At 61.5% G+C, this 17,338-nt stretch carries 16 protein-coding genes and 1 pseudogene; 8 read left to right on the plus strand and 9 right to left on the minus strand.

Translation table 11 applies throughout. The features are described 5' to 3' along the window. Positions 1–3 precede the first annotated feature (3 nt). Complete coding sequence (locus FPY90_RS20445) at positions 4–1,041, plus strand: hypothetical protein (RefSeq protein WP_498683057.1); 1,038 nt, start codon at positions 4–6, stop codon at positions 1,039–1,041. 384 nt (positions 1,042–1,425) lie between these two features. On the opposite strand, the gene FPY90_RS20450 is transcribed toward FPY90_RS20445, so the two are convergent. Genes FPY90_RS20450 through FPY90_RS20460 form a run of 3 tightly spaced genes read right to left on the minus strand, consistent with a single transcriptional unit; the run spans position 1,426 to position 4,643 of the window. Next, positions 1,426–2,802, minus strand: coding sequence for an LLM class flavin-dependent oxidoreductase (locus tag FPY90_RS20450; protein WP_498683058.1), 1,377 nt, complete (start codon positions 2,800–2,802; stop codon positions 1,426–1,428). A 54-nt stretch (positions 2,803–2,856) separates the two neighbouring features. Then, positions 2,857–4,392, minus strand: a complete 1,536-nt coding sequence (locus FPY90_RS20455; RefSeq protein WP_498683060.1) for a sodium:solute symporter family protein — start codon at positions 4,390–4,392, stop codon at positions 2,857–2,859. After that, positions 4,389–4,643, minus strand: a complete 255-nt coding sequence (locus tag FPY90_RS20460; RefSeq protein ID WP_498683061.1) for a hypothetical protein — start codon at positions 4,641–4,643, stop codon at positions 4,389–4,391. The genes FPY90_RS20455 and FPY90_RS20460 overlap by 4 nt, the downstream gene beginning before the upstream one ends. Positions 4,644–4,907: 264 nt before the next feature. Between FPY90_RS20460 and FPY90_RS20465 the strand changes: the two genes are divergently transcribed. After that, positions 4,908–6,098 carry an acyl-CoA dehydrogenase family protein gene (locus FPY90_RS20465; RefSeq protein WP_498683063.1) on the plus strand — a complete coding sequence of 397 codons (1,191 nt, stop codon included), beginning with the start codon at positions 4,908–4,910 and terminating at the stop codon, positions 6,096–6,098. Between the two features lie 223 nt (positions 6,099–6,321). Continuing rightward, positions 6,322–6,894, plus strand: a complete 573-nt coding sequence (locus FPY90_RS20470; protein ID WP_498685640.1) for a recombinase family protein — start codon at positions 6,322–6,324, stop codon at positions 6,892–6,894. Between the two features lie 204 nt (positions 6,895–7,098). On the opposite strand, the gene FPY90_RS20475 is transcribed toward FPY90_RS20470, so the two are convergent. From FPY90_RS20475 to FPY90_RS20485, 3 genes are all read right to left on the minus strand, one after another. Continuing rightward, a complete protein-coding gene (locus FPY90_RS20475; RefSeq protein ID WP_498683065.1) occupies positions 7,099–8,784 on the minus strand; it encodes a hypothetical protein in 1,686 nt (561 codons plus the stop codon). Positions 8,785–9,510: 726 nt separating this feature from the next. Beyond that, complete coding sequence (locus tag FPY90_RS20480) at positions 9,511–10,266, minus strand: ZIP family metal transporter (RefSeq protein WP_498683066.1); 756 nt, start codon at positions 10,264–10,266, stop codon at positions 9,511–9,513. Between the two features lie 195 nt (positions 10,267–10,461). Then, positions 10,462–10,686: a helix-turn-helix domain-containing protein gene (locus tag FPY90_RS20485; protein WP_498683069.1), complete on the minus strand. Its 225-nt coding sequence runs from the start codon at positions 10,684–10,686 to the stop codon at positions 10,462–10,464. Positions 10,687–11,037: 351 nt separating this feature from the next. Here FPY90_RS20485 and FPY90_RS20490 point away from each other — a divergent pair, with 351 nt between their 5' ends. Then, entirely contained in the window at positions 11,038–11,331 is a 294-nt protein-coding gene (locus FPY90_RS20490) for a hypothetical protein (protein ID WP_498683070.1), read from the plus strand. A gap of 229 nt (positions 11,332–11,560) precedes the next feature. On the opposite strand, the gene FPY90_RS20495 is transcribed toward FPY90_RS20490, so the two are convergent. The 3 genes from FPY90_RS20495 to FPY90_RS20505 form a co-directional block, all read right to left on the minus strand. Further along, positions 11,561–11,932 carry a hypothetical protein gene (locus FPY90_RS20495; RefSeq protein ID WP_498683072.1) on the minus strand — a complete coding sequence of 124 codons (372 nt, stop codon included), beginning with the start codon at positions 11,930–11,932 and terminating at the stop codon, positions 11,561–11,563. Further along, positions 11,933–12,289, minus strand: coding sequence for a J domain-containing protein (locus FPY90_RS20500; protein WP_498685641.1), 357 nt, complete (start codon positions 12,287–12,289; stop codon positions 11,933–11,935). It lies immediately after the preceding gene. A 298-nt stretch (positions 12,290–12,587) separates the two neighbouring features. Continuing rightward, positions 12,588–13,010, minus strand: coding sequence for an Hsp20/alpha crystallin family protein (locus FPY90_RS20505; protein ID WP_498683074.1), 423 nt, complete (start codon positions 13,008–13,010; stop codon positions 12,588–12,590). A gap of 150 nt (positions 13,011–13,160) precedes the next feature. Here FPY90_RS20505 and FPY90_RS20510 point away from each other — a divergent pair, with 150 nt between their 5' ends. From FPY90_RS20510 to FPY90_RS20525, 4 genes and pseudogenes are all read left to right on the plus strand, one after another. Beyond that, a complete protein-coding gene (locus FPY90_RS20510; protein ID WP_498683077.1) occupies positions 13,161–13,361 on the plus strand; it encodes a MerR family transcriptional regulator in 201 nt (66 codons plus the stop codon). Positions 13,362–13,540: 179 nt separating this feature from the next. Next, entirely contained in the window at positions 13,541–13,768 is a 228-nt protein-coding gene (locus tag FPY90_RS20515; protein ID WP_498683079.1) for a hypothetical protein, read from the plus strand. 175 nt (positions 13,769–13,943) lie between these two features. Beyond that, a pseudogene (locus FPY90_RS20520) lies at positions 13,944–14,182 on the plus strand (transposase); the annotation flags it as partial. A 700-nt stretch (positions 14,183–14,882) separates the two neighbouring features. Then, positions 14,883–17,111: a polyribonucleotide nucleotidyltransferase gene (locus FPY90_RS20525; protein WP_498683080.1), complete on the plus strand. Its 2,229-nt coding sequence runs from the start codon at positions 14,883–14,885 to the stop codon at positions 17,109–17,111. Positions 17,112–17,338: the final 227 nt, after the last annotated feature.

Below are 17,338 nucleotides of genomic sequence, written 5' to 3' on the forward strand. Positions count from 1 at the left end.
AATATGCCTGATGTGTGGGGAGCGGACTGGTGGGATGCATGGCAGGCGTTTGGAACCATTGGTGCCGTTACGATTGCGATTTTTCTAGCGCTGTTTGAGGGGTTGAGGGCCCGCAGAGCAGAGTCGGCGCTTGCTTCGGAGCGGAAACAGAGAAAGCAGTCGGACAGGGTCAGTACCGCGTCATTAATATCGGCGTGGATTGAAACGACACACGAACCCTCCGCTGACAGCACGCACTATTTGCGACGGGGAACCCTGCACCTTGCCAACGAGAGCAACGAGCCTGTCTTCAATGTCCAGGTATTAGTGGGTATCGGAAGGCCAGTTGTTCAGATTGGGCCGTTGGCGGTTCCTCACTCAATTCCGGTTCTTCCTTCCCGGCACCATCGTTCCTGGGATATTTCCCTAGGACTGTTAGGTTTTGGAGGAGGCCTGCAGCTCCCCTCGGACCCGGTTGCAAAACTCGCCTTTACTGATGTCAATGAAGTCCGCTGGAATCGCGACTTCGAAGGGAAGCTCGGTGAGCAAAGCGCTGACGGAAACGAACCTAGGCCAGACGACACCGAAGGACTGCGTCAGCTCGGCGACCCCTCGAATACTTTCAATCCGATTTGGGCCGCTTTGGCTTTCCACAACCTCATCCGGCGCGAGGAACCGCCGATTACTCGTGCTGAATTATCGCCGTTACTTGCGGAAAGATCCCCCGGCTGGGACGTTCTCGATGACGCTATGATTCAGTCACTGGGTAAAGACCTGGATGATTATGGCATGGCAGCACATGCCTGGTTTCCGGCGCCTCAAGTGGCTTATGTCCGGCTCGTTCGTGAGGAAGATCCACCAAATCCGTCTCAGGGCGACGAAGCCATCGAGATTCGGGCTCAGATCATAACGTTGGTCTTTTATGCTGGTATCGGCTGGAAGATCTTTAGTGTTGGCGGTGGGGTGACAGAACCTAACTGGATAGAGTTTCCTCCCGGGACCATATCTGACGACCCTTGGAGCGGTGCTTCCTTGGAGACATCAGAACCTCCAACCGGCTAGTTGGATGGACGCTTCGATCCCTGGCCATGGACAACCAACCCCCAGCAGCTGGACGGTCGACCTTTGCTTGTGACAGTTTGACTGAATACAAACGCATAGCTGTCAACGGTGCGCTGATTAGTCCATATTCGCATCAAAGGATCCTTTGGCGAGACTTCGGTCCATTTGTCGAAGCGCCGAAATCTAGGCATTCAGGAATCGCGGAATTTCGGGGATGCCTGAATTCTCAACAATGTGTCTCGTTTGCCCTTGCTTAGGAAATAGGGGATTCAACCTTTGACAAGACCTTGGAGCCGGGACTGGCCAGTCAGGCTGCCTGCAGGACGGGTGCGCGGTAGGGCGTTGCCCAGGGGCTCCGTCGGCGCGTCCTTGCGCCCTTGATTCCTACGCTTCCACCACTGCTTCGGCAAATGCTCCGCGGTACCGGGTTGCCGGGTGGCGTTCGTTCAACCGGTCCGCGCCGAACATCTTGGTGCGCAGCGAGCCCTGCACATACTCGGTCTTGGCCAGGCCGCGGCGCTGCAGCTCGGGCAATAGGAGTTCGTTGAATTCGGTGTAGGAGTCGGGCAGGCGCCAGTTCATCACGTTGATCCCGTCGATACCGCCTTCGTCCTGCCAAATCTCGAGTTGGTCCGCGATCTGCGCGGGTGTGCCCACGATGCGTCCGTTGCGCAGGAGGCTGTCGGAGATGTCGGCGACCGTGGGCTCACGGTCCGTGATCCCACGGCGGATCCAGTCCAGCAAGCCGATGCTCGAGTTCGTCTCCAGCTCAGACAACGGGGTTTCGGGTGGATAGACGCTTCCGTCGGGGCGGGTGCCGATATTGGCGTGGGCCAGATAGCCATCGGCGCTTGCGTAGGCGTCGAATTCCTCGGCCTTGGCCAGTGCCTCTTCTGCGGTGCGGCCGATGATGAACGCGAAACCCTGGAAGAACTTGATGTCCTCGGCCCGCCGCCCGGCCTGTATCGCCCGGCGGCGCGTGTCCTCGATGCCCTCGCGGGCGATCTTGGGTGAGGGGGCCCTCAGGAAGACGGCTTCGGCGTGCTCGGCGGCGAATTGCCGTCCGCGCGGGGAGGCACCGGCCTGGTACAGCACCGGGGTGCGTTGCGGCGAGGGCGAGGGCAGGTGTGGCCCCTCGACCCGGTAGTACTCGCCCACGTGGTTGATCTTGTGGATCCGTGAAGCGTCGGAAAACACGCCGTTCTCCTTGTCCTTGAGCAGGGCTCCTTCATCCCACGAGCCTTCCCACAGCTTGTAGGCGACGTCGACGTATTCCTCGGCCCAGTCATAGCGTTTGTCGTGGTCCACCAACCCGTCGGTTCCGAAGTTCCGGGCGCCGTTTTCCTGCAGCCCGGTCACGATGTTCCAGGCCACCCTGCCTCGGGAGATGTGGTCCAGGGTGGAGACCTTGCGGGCAAAGTTGAACGGGTGTTCCTGTTGCACGTTGGAGGTGAACGCGAAGCCGAGGTGCTTGGTGTTCACGGCCAGCGCGGAGATCAACACGGACGGGTCGTTGCTAGGGATCTGCAGCCCCTCCTTGGCGAAGACCTCGTACCCGCCGCCGGATGGACCGTAAACACCGACCACATCGGCGAAGAACATCGCGTCGAACAATCCTTCCTCCAGCGTCTTGGCCAGCCCAATCCACAGTTCGACGTCGTTGAAGTCGCCCTGTCGGGCCTCGGGGTGGCGCCACTGTCCATGTTGGATGTGCGAGGCGGTGTTCATGACGAAGGCGTTGTAGGCCAGGGGGGTGGGCATGGAATGTGGTCCTTCCGGTGGGGCTGGGCAGGTAGGCGGGCAGAATGGAGAGGCTTAGGAACGTGAGGATTCGAGCGCCGGTTCCCGGGTGGCGGCAGTGGCTCCTGTTGGCTCCTCGCCAGCGGCGGAGAGCTGCTCGAACAAGGATTCAACCCGCCGTCGTTCCTCGGCGCCGGATGGCACCAGATAGGCGCACGCCGTGTAGACGGCAGCGTTGACCACGAGTCCGGCGACACCCGGGGTTGCACCCGCGAGCCACGGCACGGACGTGGGGTAGAGGACCTGCAGGACCCCGGCGGTTCCAATGCCTGCCACCATGGAGGCCACCGCGGCCACCGCGTTGCCGCGCTTCCAGAAAAGCCCGAAGTACAGCGTGGGGCCCAGCTGCACGATTCCTGCGTAGGAGATGATCGCCAGCATGTACAGGGCCGGGGCATCGAGCCAGATCAACGCGCACACCGCGGCGGCCAGAGTGATCAGCGCGGTGCCGATCTTCGCCATCTTCGTCTCGCCCTGTCCCTCGGCACCGGGGACGGTCTTGGTGAAATCGTTGGAGAGCTGGGCACTGGAGGCCTGGATCAGTGCGTCGATGTTGCCCATCGTCGCCGCCAACACGATCACTCCTGCCAGGGCCACCAGGAACGGGCCGCCGACTGCGGCGACCGTGAACCACACCGCATTGGGGTCCTCTGCCACGCCAGGGAAGGAAGCAGCCAGCAGCGCCACCGTGCACAGGCCGGTGGAGAAGGCCAGGAGGATCGGTGCCGACATGGCGGTGGACTTCTTGATGGCCTCGGTGCTGCGCGCGGTGAACAGGCGGACGAACACATCCGGCCAGCACCAGCCGCCCAGGGCGCCTACAAGCACCAACGAGAAGAAGTACAACGGACCCGCATCGCTGTCCGGGCCGGGCAGCAGGAAGTAACCCTCGGGCACGGCGTCGAACCCGTAGCCGTGGACCAGCAGGTAGACGAGCATTCCCACGATGACCACCAGTCCCACGCCGTAGGCGACGATGCCCTGGACCATGTCGGAAATGACGACCCCGCGCATTCCCATCCGTACCGTCCAGATCTGCCGGAAGGAGAGCACCAGGATGCTGATGACGATCGCGGCGACGGCGGGAACCGCACCGAATCCGAGGTGGACGAACACCAGGCCCAAGGACTGCATGCCCAACACGATCCACGGGAACGCGGCAACCAGCGCGATGAAACCGGCGGTGCGCCTGACCGCTCGGGAGTTGTAGCGGAAGCCCAGCAGTTCCGCCTGCGTGCGCAGGTCGAACCGCTTGCCCCAGACGTGGACGGGCTTGGCCATGAAGAACATCAGGGCAAGGGCCAACAGGGAGTAAAACACCAGGTAGTAGCCGATGATCCCGCCTCCGGCAACCATCCCGGCGAAGGCGATGAACACGGAGCCGGCCAGCCAGGTGTTCAGGAAGGACATGGTTTGGAACCATGGTCCGAACGACCGCCCGCCGGTGGTGTAGTCGCTGAAGCCCGCGGAGCGGACCCGGGTGCGTTCCAGGACCACTACGACGAGGGCCAGGAAGAGCGCGATGGCACCATATCCAATAACGAGGTTCATTCGCCTTCCCCTTCCGGGCCGGTGCCGCTCGGCGAAGTGCGTTCGGCAAGATAGACGGCGACGGTGCCGACCGTGATGAGTGTGGCCGTGCCGAGAAGATAGGTCATGGCCGTGGCAGCGGTGCCGAGGGACCAGTGGAAGACGGGTAGCAGCGCTGCGACAAATCCGGCGGCCAGCACAACGACGGCGAGGACCCGGACGGATTTGCGTGTCCGGGCCGGTGCCACGGCGGGTCGGTAAGGGGTGTTCATGGGAGATCCTTCGTGGATATCTGTTCACTGGCCGGGTGCGCGGCCTCGGGCGGTGAAGCCGCCTCATCAAGCTTGGTTCCACATGTCGAAGGTTCGGCAGCGTGACTGCATAAATCGTCATGTTTCGTTTCATGACGACCCGAAAAACGCCACATGCGACGAATGATCTTCATATTGCTTCATGGATCGTCACGATGGCCATCGGTGACCGAAACAAGTGCGCATATTGTTGACATCCCCCATCTGCCACAGGAGATTTCCCGCATGAGTACCCTTGCTGACGAGTTCCAGCCGCTGTTCGACGCCATTGCCGAGGGCGCTGCCCGCCGCGAGCAGGACCGTGCGCTGCCCTATGAACAGGTGGAGTGGCTGAAGGCCTCCGGTTTCACGGCCCTACGTGTGCCGGTGGAATTCGGCGGGCGCGGGGTGGGCTACCGCGAGTTCTTCGATCTGCTGATCTCCCTGGCCACGGCGGACCCCAATATCCCGCAGGCCCTGCGCTCGCATATTTCGCTGCTTGAGTACCACCTCGCCGCGCCGCAGGGCGAGGTGAGCAAATGGTCGCTGCGCGAAGCCGGCGCGGGCAAGGTCTTCGGCAATGGGGTCACCGAGGCGGGCGCAGGCTTCAGCGGTGGGTTTCGCACCCGGGTCGATGACGCCGGGGCACTACTCAACGGCGAGAAGTTCTACAGCACCGGCACCCTTTATGCGGACTACATCGCGGTAGCTGCCGGCTACCGCGACGAAGCATGTGTCTACGCGCTCATCGACGCAGCCCACCCGGGTGTGGAAAAGCTCGACGACTGGAACGGCTTCGGGCAGCGACTGACAGCCAGCGGCACGACCCGCTTCGACAATGTCCCGCTGGTACACCCTGAAGTTCTGCGCTTCGGAGGTGAAGCCGAGACGTTCATGACGGCCCAGTTCCAACTTGTCTTGCTGGCCTGCCTGGCCGGGATCGGCGAGGCGGCAACACACGACGCCGCCGGTTACGTCCGGGACCGCAAACGCTCATTCAGCCACGGGCTCGCAGCCCTGCCAAAGGACGACGCAATGGTGCAGCAAGTCGTCGGCCGGATGGCCAGCAACGCGTTCGCGGCACGGCACACGGTGCTGGCAGTCGTCGACTCGGTGCAGCGGGCGTTGCGCCTGGCAGGCGACGACCGCCCGGACGAATTGGCCCAAGCCCTGGCCGCGGCCGAACTGGACGCCCAGCAGGCCTTGATTGTGGTTGCCGACCTCGTCTTGGATGCAACAACCCGGCTGTTCGAGGTCGGTGGCGCCTCGTCCGTGGACCGCGACCGGAACCTCGACCGGCACTGGCGCAACGCGCGGACTATCAGCGCCCACAACCCGATCATCTACAAGGAACGCAGTGTCGGGGACCACCGCATCAATGGCACCCTGCCGGTTTTTGAATGGAGCGTCGGGGTCGTCCCCGCACCAGCCAATTAGTTCGTTCACCCCCCGTTCGGCTGACGCCGGGCCGGGATCCCGATCTCGGCCCGGCCATATTTCTATTGTGCCTGGTTGGGGTATACCCCAGCCTGACGTCAGCTGCATATATCAAAGAATGTCAGATTGGAGTCCAATTTCTCATTTGTGGACATAGCGCTTCGAAGCTCTTAGACTCTAACCTGACAAGCAATGGATAGTGATAGAGAAGCTGGGGGAGTCCATGGTGGGGCAGCGGCTGGGATATGTGCGGGTCAGCACATTGGACCAAAATGAGCAGCGCCAGCTCGAAGGCAACGCCCTGGACCAGGTGTTCACCGATCGCGCCTCGGGCAAGGACACGAAACGACCGAAGCTCGATGAGCTAATCAGGTTCGCGCGTGCCGGGGATACCGTGATGGTTCATTCCATGGACCGGCTGGCGCGGAACCTGGATGACCTTCGTTCGGTGGTGCAGACCTTGACGGGCAAGGGTGTCCGGGTCGAGTTCATGAAGGAGGGGCTGGTGTTCACGGGGGAGGATTCCCCGATGGCGAATTTGATGCTCTCGGTCATGGGGGCCTTCGCTGAGTTTGAACGCTCCCTGATCAAAGAACGCCAACGCGAGGGCATCGCCTTGGCGAAAACCCGCGGGGTCTACAAGGGACGGAAACGTGCCCTGGGGCCGGAGAAGATTGAAGAGTTGGTTGCCCGGGCGGCTGCCGGGGTTCCCAAGACCCAGCTGGCCAAGGAATACGGGCTGAGCCGGGAAACGGTATATCAATACCTCCGTCGCGCTGAGCTGTCGGTTCAGTAGGTCCGGCATTTATCGCAAGGCCTCTGTCGAGCCTATGTGAGCGCATTGCGGCTAAGAGTTGTATCGCAGGTCCTGAATCTTTCGCGTTCGGGGTCCCTTATCCGGCGTTTCCCTATCCAATGGAGCTGCACTACCAGCAATCTGGACCTCGGCCATCAAGGGTGGATAGTGCCAGCCGTGCCCTCCTCAGGGATCCTAATTACCTCAGAAAGACCTACTCAGTGAAACCAAAAGGGATACCAGTGCGAGAATCGCTGAGCTGACCGCTATCCAGACTGCATACCGCTGAATCTTGAACGCATCAATTGAAGCCCCGATCGAGGCTACCGTGGAGAGTATTTCCCGGTAGCTACGGTCGAAAACCACGAGATCTCGAGCTGCCTTGTTCTGTCGTTTGCGCAGAACCTTATTGACCTGTACGGGCTTAGGAGTTTTACAGCCGGCCTCCTCATCGCTTCTGCGCATCCACGGAGTGTAATCAAGCACGAACAATGCTTCACGGTCCCTCCAGCGACGGCTGTTGTACTGCCTCACATCAAGTTCGATGCTTGAAAAATCCAGGCTGGCTGTCAGAAAGCGCCGACGAAGCCGTTCTAAGTCCTTTCGCCCAAATTTTCCGTGCTGTGTACGGGCCCCGTCGCGCATGAGGGCGCTCTCTGCTTTGAGCAAATCCAAGAACTCGGATAGACCTAGGCGAACAACGAGGTCACCCATCCGGTCATCAACGTAATGTGCAAGAGCACTACTTTGATCTGATATTCCGTAATGTTTGAAATCTAGATTCTTGGCCATAGTACTGTCGCGGTTGCCCCAAAGCGCCCAGGTACGGCCCCCCTGCAAGGCCGGTGTAAACTCCGGATTCGACCGCTCCAGCAGCAGGCCCGGAAGTTCGAGGGACGTCTGCCAAGTCATCTTGGATTCGGTTAGTCCCAAGGCTCGCATGCAGTCTTCCGTTTCGCGATCGACGTTCTCCCCCACAAAAGGATCGAACTGATCAAGCAGCAGGAAATCCATTACGGGTTGCTCTTCTTGCGATTGAGCGAAGGCGCCAGGACAACGCGATTGCAACCACGTGCGTGCAAGACCGTGAAGTTTGGCCCGTGCTGCCTGAGTTTGCCGGAAGGCTACCCATCTCTTATCTTCAGCCACCACCAGACGATCGTTGGACCTCGCAAGAGCTGGTTCATGGGCATCGTGCCAGACTTCGTCTACGATCGCGGAGCCCGACTTGCTGAGAGGGAAGAAGGCGATCACCGCTGTGATCCCCTCGCCGATTGGCACACCTTTCAATTCAACTGCGCTGAACTCGCGCGGCAGCTTTCCTCGGCCGTCATTTGCGCCACCGTGCCCGTTCCGAGGTTGCGCTATGTCGGTTATCCGCCACCATGCCCGACCCTGGCCCCGCCGAGAACTAGTAAGTTCCTCCTTGTTGGACTCGCCCATACCTATGTGGGGACGAAAATCCCAATGATTGTGCCTAATCGCCTTATCCAGATCATCAATCAAGCTCGGTGGAAAGTAATCAACAACCCAGATGCCAGGAATGGTTACATGTTCATCCTCCGGCAAATTCAGGGGCCCATCCAGTTTGCTGCCCCCTCCAGCGCGCATGCGCTGAACCGCATTGAATTGAACAAGGTAGTTGCTCATGTAATAGAAACGACGACGCCAACCTGTCGGCAGTCTTCTTCCCAGCCGCGAATACTGAAAGAACTGAAGCACGATATAGACGGGGTCGTACCAACGATGGCCGTGACCAATGTACTTGAAAACCGTATTGCTCGGGTTCTCCGCCTGATCAGATCTGCGGATGTCCTCATCAGGTGTAGCGTCACCTGTAGGCCCCGAAACGAAATCAGGAAAAGCCTCTGGCATATCGCTATCCGACATCTCTACCTGCCTCTCGAAATGATGAGTCCTTTATCAAGATCCTCCTATATCTAGCAATCAGCAGCATCATGCATAGTCATCCAACTAGATTCAGAGTCACCGTTGCCGAAGCCCTACGTGATCTGGTGGAGTTGCTTTGTCACCGTGGTGCCGCACCAGCCTGAGGCAACGCTGAGCCAAGAGGGAGTCTTTGACTCGGAGCGCTTTATGGATCTTTAGTAGTGGCGGTTGGTTCAGATATTTTCAAGGTGTGGGAGGACAATGGCAACGAACGGGCCGGGATCGATGACTTGGAAGCCGATTAGGCGATCAGTGCCAAGTCATCAGTGTGGGCGTTAGAAGTACCTTCACCGGGCATTATTGCGGGCAGGGTATCCAGGGTTCCGGGCGAGCCGCATTTCCAGCTTTTGAATTCTAGATTCTTGGTTGTGGATTGTCGCGGTGGGGGATCGGCCTACGGGCCATCCTCATGGGGACGAGACTGCACCTTCAGACAAGCGGGTCCTTGAAGCATAAGAAGGTGCCCTCAGTTATTTCGCCCGGCTCTTGTGTCTTGGAAGCCTTCACTTTTTCAAGACAACCCTCATCCACGGGGCTTGAGAGGAAAACCTTTCCATGATGGCCAGAAAGCGACGGCAAAAGTGGCGGTCTGCGCTGAGGGCGCCATAGGCCCTGCACGGAAAAGGCGGCGACAGGGTGGCCCGGTGAGCTGTTCGCTGTGGGCTGCTAGCCTCCCGCCCTGCTGATGGCGAAGGCTGTAAGGAATCCCAGGGCGGCGATAAGCCCCGTGAGGACGTGGTGTTCCTCAAAGGCCTCGGGAATCATGGTGTCGGCGATCATGGCCAGGATACCCCCGGCGGCGACCGCGGTGATGAAAGCCACCAGTTCGGCCGGGGCGTTCTGCATGCTGAGATAGCCGATGAGGGAAGCGATCCCGGAGATCAGAGCAATGCCTCCCCAGACGCCGAAGACATAGCCGGCACCGCGGCCGGACTTCTTCATCCCCGCCGTGCTGGACAGGCCTTCCGGGACGTTGGAAATGAAGACCGCCGCGAGCACCGCCGTGCTCACCGTCCCTCCCGATACCAGTCCGAGTCCCAGGACCACGGATTCCGGGATGCCATCGAGCAGTGCGCCGACGGCGATGGCGGTCCCGCTGCCCGGCTGTCCGTCTTCGGAGGGTTGCTTTTCGCCCGAGCGTTTGCGGTGCTTGGCACCGCGACGGGCGAGCAGGGCGTTGGCGCCGACATAGGCCAATGCGCCGGCCAGGAACCCCGCCATCGTCGGCCACAGGCCGCCGCCTTGCTCCGCCTCGTCCACCAGGTCAAAGGCCAGGGCGGAGATCAACACGCCGGCCCCGAAGGACATGATGGAGGAGACGACCTTGGAAGACATCGTCCACTTCCACGACACGGCCGCGCCCAGGACGAGGGCAGCACCCGCCACCGTTCCCCATAGCAGGGCCTGCACCCAGAGCGGCATTGCGCTTCTCCTTATTGGTTGGTTCCGTGAAACTCTTCGGTTCCGAACAGACGCGGGTCGGCATTGCCGGACCTACGTCCACCGTACGTCCGACCCGGGAAGGCGCGCCACGAATGCTGCCAGCCGCCTTTGAGGTGGTTTCACGGCCCCGGTCAATGATAAGCCAGTGAAAGACCCGAACGGCTGCGTCCCTGGCTAGGTCACCGCGGTGCGTGCTGCCGGTGCCGTAGCGCGGCGTTCGGCCACCACGTACTCCTTCACGGCCTGTGCGGGGATTCGGATGGATCGACCGAAACTCACGGCCGCGAGTTTCTGCGCGTGCACCAGACGGTAGACGGTCATCTTTGACACGCGCATCGCCAGGGCCACCTCGGCCACGGTGAGGTAATGGGCGTCCTCGAAACTTGCCAGGTCAACCATTGCGTTCCCCAATCACTGTGTCGGCCGTCCCCCAAGGACGGTTGATGCCACGTGCACCTTCAACCACTGATGCAACGGTGATTCCCATCGTAGACACCAGACCCCCGAGCCACCAGAGGTGCATTTCCGATGGTGGTCCACGGCTTGCCCGTGTGGTCCAAGGATGCACTCAGCTCGGGCGGCAGGCACGCCGAAGCGGTTCGGGAAGTGCAGGGTCGTTTGCCCAGGTAACAGTTGGCAGAACCATCGACATGGCACGAAGGTGGCTTTAGGATCGGATGACGGCGGGCGCTGGGGCTCTTTCCGAAAAACGAATATCAACTTCATTTCACCGCACCCAGGAGCCGCCCCGTGCATGTCATCAACTTCCAGGCACCGGTCCCCGCGCAGGCACCCACCACTTCCATCGTGTACGCGATCTTGGAAAAGGCCGTCCGATCACGGGACGCTGCACGATTCGAAGGGTCTTTGAGTCCGGCCGGCCGCCGCCACCGTGCGCGTGCCGAAGCGTACCTGGACGCAGCGACCATGGCTGCGGGAAAGCCGCATGCCGTGTCCGAACTTTGCCGGATGATGTTCTTCGGTTGTTCGGGTGCCGGTGCCTTGGCCTCCGCCTTGGACGAGTTCGACCGCTTCGCCAACTAGTCTGGACCAAATCCCACCGCCGCGTCGTCTCCCCAAAGCCGTGCGGAGGCTTCTCTTGAGACCCTTGTTGGTCCCAGGACGAAACCCGACGTCGCGCCTTGGGACATCGGCACCCGGAACTGGGCTTCCTTGGCAATCCGTTCCATCTTCGAATGCATGCACAACACCTCACCATGAACGGGGTGGTGCGACGACTGCCTGAATTCGCCGGACGTTGGCTGTGGCGAGCTTAAGGTCCGGTGGCGCCCGAGAGGAAGGATTCGGCATGCTTGACGGCCTTGGTGAACGCGTCGTTGCGCAAGGTGATGTCCTGCAGGTGGTGGGACTCGACGTATCCGTTGAGGCCCGGGCGCAGCAGCCAGATGTCCCCGGCTGGCGGCAAGTAAAACAAGGCGAAGGCTCGGTGGGCATCGTCCTGTGCCCAGATGGGGACCACAGCCAGCGCGGCCCCGGTATCGATGTTGATCCACTGGGCCCGCGGCATGGGTTGGTCCAAGACTTCCGGGTCCAGAAACGGGGCGCTGCCCTTGCCCCAGCGTTCCTCGAAGCGTTCGTGGAACGCAGGTAGTAGCGGCGAATCGTACCGTCGCCATGCACTCATTTAGATGCGCCTCCCTGTCTGGGTCGGGGGATCCCACCGAAGCGTGGAAACCCTCAAGGAATCTCGGCCACCCGGCCTCAGCCCGGGTGCGGAGACCGAAAGAAACGGGGCACCGAAGGGCTCCGGGATCGGGGGAGGAACTGGGTGCCAGTGGCGTTCTCGGTCGTAGCGGGCCCGCCGGGCTGGATCGGCCAGCACCGCATGGGCCTCCATGGCCTGTCGCAGCCGCTCGCCATGTTGCCTCGCTTCCTCCAGCGATGCCGTTGGTTGGAGGGTGTCGGGGTGGTGGCGGCGCAACATGGTCCGGTAGGCGCGGGCAATGTCCGCGGGGGAGGCTTGGGGTTCCAAGCCCAGCATCGAGTAGAAATCAGGAACACCGATCACAACCGAACACCGTACTTCCTTTGCCGGCTCGTCAGGCTTCGGCCAAGCCGGGCAACGCCCTGGGTGGCCCTTGGTGAACTCCGTTGGTCCCGGGCTCCACGGCCCGGGACCAACGGCGCCGAAAACGTTTCCGTGGGGCCGCCCTTGCTTGCGCCATCGGGCGCAGTGGCGGGCCGTAACGGCTCACGCCCATTTCCCAATAGGTTGGCGGCCGCCGGACAGTTCCGGCGTTGCGGGAGCTGTCAAAGGCCAACTCCCGCTGTCCGGTCGTCTAGGTGTTCAGCGCGTGACGATCGGAGTTTGTGGACGTGATTTCAATCTTGCGCGGCTTGGCCTTCTCGGCCACCGGGATGTGCAGGCGAAGCACCCCGGCGTCGTAGCCGGCCTCGATGTGTTCGGTGTCGAGATTTTCGCCCAAGACAAGCTGGCGGCTGAATACGCCGCGGGGCCGCTCGGAGGCCAGCATGTCCAAGTCCTTGTCCAGGGCCGGGCGTTCGGCTTTGATGGTCACGACGTTGCGTTCGACATCCAGATCGATCGTCTCAGGGTCTACGCCGGGCAAATCGAATTCCACCTCGAACCTATCACCGTCGCGCCAGGCATCCATGGCCATGGCCGCCGGCCGGGTTGGGGTCCCGAAAACCTGCTCGGCAAGCCGGTCGAGATCGCGGAACGGGTCTGTACGCATCAACATGGCTATCGCACTCCTTCACAGTGTTATTTGGAGCCATCTCTGGTTGTTGCCCTCCCCTCGATGTCTGTATCGATGGAGGTAGATTTTTTATAACACAGACAAGTAGATGGGGCAAGAATCATTTAATGAGAACTTTTGGAGGGACGTGTCATGGCGGCCCGGGTAACGCCCCGGGATGTTTCTTCGATTTTGGTGGCAGCTGACGCGGTGGGGATGAGCCGACAAGACGCCTGGATGCGTGAACACAAGGAGTTGCTGGAACCGGGGCGCATCGAGGGCGGCACCCCGTTCCACCGCGATGAGGATGCGGCGATGTTGCGGCGGATTGCAGAACGCCTTGCAAGGCAGTGAATGTTGCGGGCATCGGACTGGTCCTGGATTTGGAGACGGAGAACGAATCCCTGCGGGGGGGTGCTCTCCCACCACCGTGCCGAATGCCCCAAGCCCCGCGCCGCCTTGAGTATGGGCCCTGCCGGTTCTATGTTGGTATCCCATCAAGCGTTGGAATAGCGCCACGTAGGAGGACGACCATGGGTGATGTTTTCGATCCGCTGGACCCAGTGGATGCCGAGGCCCTTGCCGAAGAGGCGACCAGTCCGGATGATGTAAGGGCGGTGGATGGGCCCGAGACCGAAACGTGGCAGGACGGCGAGCGGCTCGTGCTGCTGGAGGATCGGCGGGAAGGCGACACGGAGCAGGAACTGGATCCGGGAGAGAACTCGGCCCCTGGGGACGAAGAGGAGCCGGCACTCCGTTAAGGACGTAAGCCTGACTCCGCCGGCGATTCCCCGCTGCCGGCTCGATAGCCGCAAGACGCGTGGGCACCATCATCCTTTCCTCCCGGGAGTGTTCCGTGTCCGGGGCCTCTTCGCATCTTTCGGACAGTGGGACGCCATGAACTGGTGGGGTTTGCTGGAATGAGGACGCACCTCAATGCCATCGGCGCGACGCAGGATCAGCCACGAATTCAAGGATGAACTGTGCCGCGAAGTCAACGAATCGTCCAGACCCATCAATTCCGTTTCGACCGAATGCGGCGCGGGTTCAGAGAAGCTGCGCAACTGATCTGAAAAAAACACAAGGAAGCCCATGGGGGTACGGAGTCGGATTCGAAAACCAACGTCTCGGCGCCTGCCCGGCTCAGGGGGCTTGACCGCGAGAACCCGGAGTTGTCCGAGGGCTCCTCAGCATCCTAGTCCCGGTGACTCTCACCCGGAAGAAGAAACCAGGCGATACGGAGGCATCCTCCTCGTTGGAGGCAGAAGCTCGAACCCCGAAACGTTCAGCGAGTGGATTCCCGTGACCTTTCCCGCGCTGCTCCGAAAACCCACCGCTTCCTCCGGTTGCTTGGACAACGTCCGCCGTATGCAGCGGAGGTGGCTCGTCGCGGCGAAATCCGGGCAACCAGGAAGTGGAGCAGCGTGGGTGCCAAACAGCGCATGTGGATTGGGTGCGAGGTCGTACCCCGTGCGCCGAACAAGCGGTAACCACGCAGGACTCGGCACCGTGGGGCTCCGTGCGGGTCCACTTCCTTGAGGCCCAAACTGTCATTGCATACGATGCCGGGGCGAACCCGGCGCGGGGCGACGGATGCGGGGAATCGTCCAGTGCCGGTCCTCACTGCGCCGATTCAGTTAACCCGGTAGGCTGGTGTACGTATGGTTTGCAATTTCGCATGACCAGCACAGAAACAAGACGAAATATCCGCGCACCTCGCGCACTTGACCCACCGGAAGACAGTCGCGGTCCTCGGTAGTGGCTTTCGCTCTCCTAATTAGAGAAGAGCGCGAGTCTCGATCGAAGACCAGGTTGCACCGCATGTGTGGCTTGTTCGCAGTGTGCTGCGGATATTGATCGAAAGGACACGCCCCAATGGAGGGTCCCGAAATTCAGTTCGCAGAGGCCGTGATCGACAATGGTCGGTACGGCAAGCGCGTTATCCGCTTCGAAACCGGCCGTTTGGCCCAGCAGGCTGCAGGTGCAGCCATGGTTTACATCGACGAAGAGACCGCACTGCTCTCGGCAACCACTGCCGGCAAGCACCCGCGTGAAGGCTTCGACTTCTTCCCGCTGACCGTGGACGTCGAGGAGCGCATGTACGCTGCCGGTCGCATCCCGGGCAGCTTCTTCCGCCGCGAAGGTCGCCCGTCGACCGAAGCCATCCTGGCTTGCCGCCTGATGGACCGCCCGCTGCGCCCGACCTTCGTCAAGGGCCTGCGCAACGAGGTCCAGATCGTGGTCACCGTTCTGGCAATCAACCCGGACGAGCTCTACGACGTGGTGGCCATCAACGCCTCCTCGATGTCGACCCAGCTCTCGGGCCTTCCGTTCTCCGGCCCGATCGGCGGCGTCCGCGTTGCCCTGGTTGACGACGGAAACGGTGCCCAGTGGGTTGCCTTCCCGAAGCACAGCCAGCTGGAAAACTCCGTCTTCAACATGGTCGTTGCCGGCCGCATCGCTGGCGACGACGTCGCCATCATGATGGTTGAAGCCGAAGCAACCGACAACGCCTGGACCCTCATCAAGGAACAGGGCCACACGGCCCCGACCGAAGAGGTTGTCGCCCAGGGCCTTGAGGCTGCAAAGCCGTTCATCAAGGCACTGTGCGAGGCACAGTCTGACCTGGCAGCACGCGCCGCCAAGCCGACCGTCGAGTTCCCGATCTTCCGCGACTTCGAAGACGACGCCTACGCAGCCGTCGAAGCCAAGGCCGCCACCAAGCTCGCCAAGATCTACCAGATCGCCGGCAAGCAGGAGCGCGACACCGCAGCCTCGACCTTCAAGGACGAGATCGTTGCCGAGCTCACCGCAGAGGGCACCGCCTTCGAGACCCGCGCAGGCGAGATCTCCAAGGCCTTCGGTGCAGTCACCAAGCAGGTCGTGCGCCAGCGCATCCTGACCGACCAGATCCGCATGGACGGCCGCGGCCTGTCCGACATCCGCAAGCTCACCGCCGAGGTCGAGGTTCTTCCCCGCGTCCACGGTTCGGCGATCTTCGAGCGTGGCGAAACCCAGATCATGGGCGTCACCACCTTGAACATGCTCAAGATGGAACAGCAGATCGACTCGTTGTCGCCGGTGACGCGCAAGCGCTTCATGCACAACTACAACTTCCCGCCGTACTCGACCGGTGAAACCGGCCGCGTGGGTTCGCCCAAGCGCCGCGAAATCGGCCACGGTGCCCTGGCAGAACGCGCCATCCAGCCGGTGCTGCCGTCGCGCGAGGAATTCCCGTACGCCATCCGCCAGGTCTCCGAGGCATTGAGCTCCAACGGCTCGACCTCGATGGGCTCGGTCTGTGCCGCGACCCTGTCGCTGCTCAACGCCGGTGTCCCGCTGCGCGCTGCTGTTGCCGGCATCGCCATGGGCCTGGTCTCCGACGAAGTTGACGGCCAGACCCGCTACGCGGCACTGACCGACATCCTCGGCGCCGAAGACGCCATGGGCGACATGGACTTCAAGGTTGCAGGTACCTCCGAGTTCATCACCGCCATCCAGCTTGACACCAAGCTTGACGGCATCCCGGCATCGGTCCTGGCAGCTGCGCTGACCCAGGCCCGCGAAGCCCGTCTGCACATCCTCAATGTCCTGAACCAGGCCATTGACACCCCGGACGAGCTCTCCACCTACGCTCCGCGGATCATCTCAGTGAAGATCCCGGTCGACAAGATCGGCGAGGTCATCGGCCCGAAGGGCAAGATGATCAACCAGATCCAGGAAGATACCGGAGCGGATATCTCCATCGAGGACGACGGAACCGTCCTCATCGGCGCCACCAACGGGGAGTCGGCAGAAGCCGCGCGCTCCGCGGTGAACGCCATCGCCAACCCCCAGGTTCCTGAGATTGGCGAGCGCTACCTCGGCACCGTCGTGAAGCTGACAACCTTCGGTGCGTTCATCTCGCTGACCCCGGGCAAGGACGGCCTGCTGCACATCTCCGAGCTGCGCAAGCTCGCCGGTGGCAAGCGCGTCGACGACGTCGAAGACGTCGTCTCCGTTGGCCAGAAGCTTCAGGTCGAGATCACCAAGGTCGACGATCGAGGAAAGCTCTCGCTTGCCCCGGTTGTAGCCGAGGATGACCTCGTCGAAGCTGCTGAGTAACCAGTCCCTGGTCTTCTAGGCTAGAAAATCCCGGCCCACCTTATTGGTGGGCCGGGATTTTTCTCTTAACGGCCAAGGCCATGGGGGAGTAGTGGCCACGCCAGGTACGCAAATGGGAGTCAACTCATAGTTCGGCTGCTTAACGGCGCCACTGTGGAAGAATGGATGAATGCGTTTCGCGTTTTTGAAGGTGCGATCCGCCCCCAAATTTTCTGTGTAGAGCAAAG

Origin of the sequence: Arthrobacter sp. C2, assembly GCA_024207135.1 — a bacterium.
Classification (GTDB): domain Bacteria; phylum Actinomycetota; class Actinomycetes; order Actinomycetales; family Micrococcaceae; genus Paeniglutamicibacter.